Origin of the sequence: Citrobacter sp. Cc139, assembly GCF_030334645.1 — a bacterium.
In the GTDB taxonomy this organism is placed as follows: Bacteria; Pseudomonadota; Gammaproteobacteria; order Enterobacterales; family Enterobacteriaceae; genus Citrobacter; species Citrobacter werkmanii.
Map to the genome: position 1 here is coordinate 382,797 of NZ_JAOWDM010000095.1, position 6,092 is coordinate 388,888.

The 6,092-nt window shown below is 46.6% G+C and carries 3 protein-coding genes and 1 pseudogene; 1 reads left to right on the forward strand and 3 read right to left on the reverse strand.

Annotated elements, in window-relative coordinates; all coding sequences use genetic code 11:
- Window positions 1-13 precede the first annotated feature (13 nt).
- From OGV69_RS25140 to OGV69_RS25150, 3 genes and pseudogenes are all read right to left on the reverse strand, one after another.
- A complete protein-coding gene (locus OGV69_RS25140) occupies window positions 14-727 on the reverse strand; it encodes a M48 family metallopeptidase (protein WP_069324786.1) in 714 nt (237 codons plus the stop codon).
- On the reverse strand, window positions 727-3,822 hold the full coding sequence (locus tag OGV69_RS25145) for a type I restriction endonuclease subunit R (protein WP_069324787.1): 3,096 nt from the start codon (window positions 3,820-3,822) through the stop codon (window positions 727-729). The genes OGV69_RS25140 and OGV69_RS25145 overlap by 1 nt, the downstream gene beginning before the upstream one ends.
- Window positions 3,819-4,844 (reverse strand): annotated as a pseudogene (locus OGV69_RS25150) (HNH endonuclease family protein); the annotation flags it as partial. The pseudogene OGV69_RS25150 and the gene OGV69_RS25145, both read right to left, overlap by 4 nt.
- Before the next feature lie 71 nt (window positions 4,845-4,915).
- Here OGV69_RS25150 and OGV69_RS25155 point away from each other — a divergent pair.
- Window positions 4,916-6,084 (forward strand): IS3 family transposase gene (locus OGV69_RS25155; RefSeq protein ID WP_114140367.1). Its coding sequence is split into 2 segments (ribosomal slippage): window positions 4,916-5,165 and window positions 5,165-6,084, totalling 1,170 coding nucleotides; the frame shifts between segments, so codons are not numbered across the junction.
- Window positions 6,085-6,092 lie beyond the last annotated feature (8 nt).

A 6,092-nucleotide genomic window follows, 5' to 3' on the forward strand; every position in this document is an offset into this window, starting at 1 on the left:
GAATATATTCGCTTTAATATGACCAGTGATTATAAGCCAAGGGCATTTTATTCAACTTAGCTCTGTGTTCGCGCCAGTTCGGTAGGTACATGTTCATCAGGCCGATAAAACGCTCATTGTGCTTGCGTTCGTGTAGATGAATTAGCTCGTGAACCACAATGAATTCAAGGCATTCAGGAGGTTTTTTCACCAGTTCGAGATTGATCCAGATACGTGCGGTTTGGGGGTTACAGCTACCCCATTTAGTCTTCATTCGCTTGATGCCAACATAACTGGCTTCAACTTTAATTTCCTGCTGCCATTTTGCCATTAACTTAGGCAGTCTTTGTTTTAAAATACCGCGATACCACTGGTTGAGAACAGCTTCCCGCTGGGACGTATCATAATGTGGAGGTACTTTCATGCGTATCCAACCACCCTGAAGTTTCACTTCAGCGGGCTTATCTACTAAAACTACATCCAGCCGATATCCTCTTCCCCAAAGGTAATGTGTTTCGCCACTACACATTTCTCGTTCACTCTGGCGCGGCTGAGCCTGAAATTGTGCTTGCTGCTGTCGAATCCAAACCAGCCTTCTGACAACAGCCATCCTGATAGCTGTGTCTGACAGAGTGACGGGAGCTGATACTCTTACTCGGCCATCCGGAGGCAGTACGCTGATATGCAAGTTTTTGATTGGCTTGCGCTGCAAATCGAGAGTGAGCTCACCAAAGGTAACCAATGGCATCAGCGGTACTCCTTCTGTACCTTCACCAGAGCCATAACATCCGCGACCGTCACTGAATAACCTTTAATTTCTTCTGCGATAGCAAAGCTGATCTCGCGCTCTTTAAAACGATCCCCATACCAGTCGGCCTTTTTAGTGTGACGTACTGCAGTATCTATCTTTAAAACTAACACTTCATCCTGCCCGAGGTTGTCATACAACGCTTTCTTGGCGAGGGTATCAATACTTACTGGATAAGTACTTTTACTACCTGACTGCGGATGTTTAACCTGCTTCGCTAGTTCACGTACGTGCTCCAGATAATCTTGATAGGAGATCGCCTGTTGACGACGAAGTGCGATCAGTTCATCAAGCAATACCGACATTTTTTCGTAGTATTTCGGGTTGACTGGGTTTTCATCAACAATGGTTCTGCGAACGTTATTTTCAATCGCTTCAGCCATAGCCTCTTGGTTGCCACGCATGTCAGCTGGAAGTCCATCCAGTGCTTCTTCCCCGCGTTCAATAATCAACTCAAGCAGTCCTAGTTCCTCAAAATCCATAAGGGTTTCACTAGGATCGGCATCCACCCAAAGATCCAGCATCTGCCGCATACCTGGCTCGAATTGTTTCATGTCCACGAAATCGCCACTGGCTATTTTGATTTCATTGCGGACTTTTGTATAAAACTCAACATCAATGCGGATTTGATTTGCCTCCTGCTCGCTATAACCAGCATCTGTTAGCTCACCTGCCAGATTGGTAAAAGCACGGATAAGCTTCGCCACGGATTGATACAATGTCAGACGTAAAGCTTCTTTCTCAGATAACTGCTCTATCGACGCCCCTGATTCCCCACAGAAATAATGCTGATAATCAAGTTGATTGCGTGGCATTTTTACTGGTTCGCAAAGGGTACGAACGGCATCCAGAGCACCATCCAGATCGATTTTTGCCTGTTGCAATCGATCTTTCAGTAAACCGGCTACATCTTCTTTGTCGTAACCGTCAAAGGCTTCTGCGGTGTAGTCCTGAACTGTTTTTTCCAATGAGCGGAAAAGGTCTTTATAGTCGACAATATAGCCGTATTCTTTATCTTCACCATCCAACCGGTTAACGCGACATATCGCCTGGAAAAGGTTGTGATCAGCCATTTTCTTGTCGATATAGAGGTAAGTTGCTGAAGGAGCATCAAAGCCAGTTAATAACTTATCAACGACTATCAGTAGGCGCATCTGGCCCGGTTCTTTAATGAAGCGTTGTTTGACCTCTTTTTCAAAATCACTTACACGTTTGGCTGCTTCAGCCTCAGGCTGTTCAAAATACTCCGCAAGCATTTTGCGATAGATGTTGTACTTGGCCAGTTTCTCAGTCAGTCCTTCACCGCTCTCCTCGCCTTTAATCTCACTGGCATTTGGCTGGTAGCTCGTCACAATCGCACATTTACCGGCAAAACCAGCTTCACTAAACATCTCATAGCATTTGCAGGCCTGATAGACGCTGGAACAAACCAGCATAGCGTTACCGCGGCCGTCGGCGAGTCGTGGCTTTTGTTCAAAATCGAGAAGGATGTCAGCCACAATCTGTTCCAGTCGCGAGCGGCTCGACAACAGCTTCTGCATCGAAGCCCATTTCTGCTTGAGTTGCTGTTGGCCAAGGCGAGAAAGTTTAGATGTCTTAGCATCAAACCACTGGTCGACTTTTTTCTGAGATTTGACCCGCTGATCGATGTCACGAGCTTCGTAGCGCAGGTCCAGTACAACCCCATCATTGACTGCTTCATCAAATTTATAAGTGTGGATATAAGGCCCGAAGACCTCCACTGACTTCTTCTTATCTTTCTTCATCAGAGGGGTACCGGTGAAACCGATAAATTGTGCATCTGGCAAAATGCTTGTCATTGCCGAATGCAATTTGCCGGATTGGGTTCGGTGGCACTCATCCACAAACACGAATAATTTTCCCTTCGGGCTAAAATCGGCAGGGATATTTCGTTTCATTTGTTCGATAAAATCGTCCGTGTCAGCATCTCTGTCTTCCTCCTCCTGACGACCAAACTTATGCACTAACGAGCATATAAGCCAGGGCTTGGTTTGATTCAGGCGAGTCACCAGATCTGCGCCGCTTCTGGTGCGAAGGATCTCTTCTTCCACACCGTTAAACACTTTCTCGATCTGTTCATCAAGTTCTGTACGGTCGGTAATGATCAAAACTCGGCTGTCGGTAATATTTTCTCTGATCCATTTTGCTAGCCAAACCATAGTCAGACTTTTACCACTGCCCTGGGTATGCCAGATAATCCCGCCTTCATTGCGTTGAATAAACGGTTTCGTTGCAGTGACGCCAAAATATTGGTTATGACGGCAGGTTTTTTTCACTCCAGCATCGAAAACGATAAAGTCGTGGATCAATTCCAGCAGGCGCTGTTTATTACATATCTGAGCCAGGTGACGATCAAGCATGTTGGCGTGGGGGGATTCAGCGGCTTCTTTCCATTGAAGGTAATATTTCTCCGGCGTTTCAATTACACCATAGCGAAGCCCTTCTAAATCATTACCGGCCATCACCAGTTGGATGGTAGTGAAGAAGTTGCGGATAAAGGCTTTTTGCTGATTATCGAGGTTTTGGCGGATGCCCTCTGAGACTGACACTGTAGAACGTTTTAGCTCAATGACACCAAGCGCAATACCGTTAACATACAGCACCAAATCCGGGCGCTTTTTATTTTCACCGTTGTAGGTTACTTCTTCAGCTATAGCAAAATCATTGGCTTCTGGATTTTTCCAATCTACCAACCACACGGTTTGATTCTGCTCACCAGCACCTTCTTTATCCTTTACGCCGTAGCGTAGCAGGCGATACACCTCTTTGTTTGCATCATAAAGGATACGGCCTTCACCGAGGCTTGCGGCTCGATCCAGTTGCCGTAATGCTCTGGCTATTAGTACTTCTGAAACGCCGCGTTTTGTTAACCAGGCAGAAACTAAGCCTGGTTCGATGTTCCGGTTGTCTTCTCTTTTGTGCCAGTTACCAAGATAGTGATAACCGAGATGATCGGTGAATAACTGGATAACACGTTTTTGTGTCATGCGTTCACGTTGACCTACACTGTTCATAACACCTCCCTAAATACGCTATCACTACCACCGGCACTGGTTAACACTGCCAGCATTTCTGCTTCGTGAGTGGCGATTTCTTCTTCCCCCCACTGATTGTTCTTCTTCATCAGCTCCATCATGGCGAGCAGTTTCAGACTATCAATTTCATTACGTTCAAGGCTCGCTTCGAAGTACTCTTGCTTTTGTTTTGGCTGGAAATTACTAAGTCGCGAATTCTTGCTGTGGCTAATCAGGCTGAGGTTGCCGAAGGAATGCAACGATGTATCTGGTAATGTCCTAAAGCCATCCATGGGGTGCTGAGGGTAGAAATGCTCTACTGAACTTCGGAACGTAAATTCAAAACGTTTCACTACCTCAGCTTTATTTCTGTCACGACACCAAAGTAAGTAGTCCAGGTAATTGAACACCAAGTTGTTTGCTATCATACCAAAGCGCATCTTCTTCTGAGTCTTGTCCGACAGTACCACAGGTTGGAGAGGTGCCCCTTTACCGTAGATGATCTCAAAATATGATTTTGGTTCTTGTTCTGCTAGGAAGTTTTGAAAGACAAACGCGGAGGCGAGATGCTCCAGATAACCGAGGTACTTCCTTGCATCTATCTGGTTTTCAGCGGAATGGGCATTAAACAGATAGTACAAAGCTCCATTCAACCAGTGTTTATAAACCAGAGTAGGGGTTGAAACATGGAATGCGGAAAGTAGCATCAGAATCTGTCGGTTGATGTCTACATAGCTACCATCATCTTCATTAAACGTATTGGTATAGCTGGTGCTCTTTTCCGAATACCAACGCAGGCGCTTCAAACTCCAGCTATCGCTACCTTTCGCGAACTCTCGTTTTATCACGAACTGATCAAAAAGGTATTTGCATTTGAGAAGTGCAAAGACGAAATCCTGTACCGTTTTAACCGGGTCATTCTGCTTTAATAACTGAAGTTCGAACTGGTCGATTAATTGTTTGTCATCAAGCGGAACATCCACTCTGTCCTTTCCAGTTTGGCTACAGACACGCAACACATTGTAGTGGTTTACTGAATTTGGCCACCTGAACAGAGGTGATATGCTCATCTCAGAACAATACAGGTGTCCCAATGAAAAAAAGAAATTTCAGCGCAGAGTTTAAACGCGAATCCGCTCAACTGGTCCTTGATCAGAACTACACAGTTGCAGCTGCGGCCAGTGCTATGGACGTGGGGCTTTCTACCATGACGCGATGGGTAAAGCAGTTACGGGATGAACGACAGGGCAAAATACCTAAAGCCTCTCCTATAACCCCAGAACAGATTGAAATACGTGAGCTAAAGAAAAAGCTACAACGCATCGAAATGGAAAACGACATATTAAAAAAGGCTACCGCGCTCTTGATGTCAGACTCCCTGAACAGTTCTCGTTAATCGAGAAACTCAGAGCGCAGTATCCTGTGGTCACACTCTGCCACGTGTTCGGGGTTCATCGCAGCAGCTACAAATACTGGGTGAAAAGCCCCGAAAAGCCAGACGGCAAGCGGGCTGTATTACGTAGTCAGGTTCTGGAGCTGCATAACATTAGCCATGGCTCTGCTGGCGCGAGAAGTATCGCCATTATGGCAACCCTGAGAGGCTTCAGAATGGGACGCTGGCTTGCCGGCAGGCTCATGAAAGAACTGGGACTGGTGAGTTGTCAGCAACCCACCCACCGGTATAAACGGGGTGGTCATGAACACATCGCTATCCCAAATCACCTTGAGCGACAGTTCGCAGTGACAGAGCCTAATCAGGTATGGTGCGGCGATGTGACGTATATCTGGACAGGCAGGCGCTGGGCTTACCTCGCCGTCGTTCTCGATTTGTTCGCCAGGAAACCGGTAGGCTGGGCAATGTCATTCTCACCGGACAGCAAGCTAACCATCAAAGCGCTGGAAATGGCGTGGGAAACCCGAGGTAAACCAGCGGGAGTGATGTTCCACAGTGACCAGGGTAGCCACTACACAAGCAGGCAGTTCCGGCAGTTACTGTGGCGTTACCGGATCAGGCAAAGTATGAGCCGACGCGGAAACTGCTGGGATAACAGCCCGATGGAACGCTTCTTCAGAAGTCTGAAAAACGAGTGGGTGCCAGTGACAGGCTATATAAACTTTAGCGAAGCAGCTCATGCGATCACAAACTATATCGTCGGGTATTACAGCTCGCTAAGGCCGCATGACTATAACGGTGGATTACCTCCAAACGAATCGGAAAACCGATACTGGAAAAACTCTAAAGCCGTGGCCAGTTTTAGTTGACCACTACA

Bases quoted from the DNA above. Each gene is read 5' to 3' on its own strand.
- OGV69_RS25145 (WP_069324787.1), bottom strand. From the start codon at position 3,822: ATGAACAGTGTAGGTCAACGTGAACGCATGACACAAAAACGTGTTATC.
- OGV69_RS25140 (WP_069324786.1), bottom strand. From the start codon at position 727: ATGCCATTGGTTACCTTTGGTGAGCTCACTCTCGATTTGCAGCGCAAG.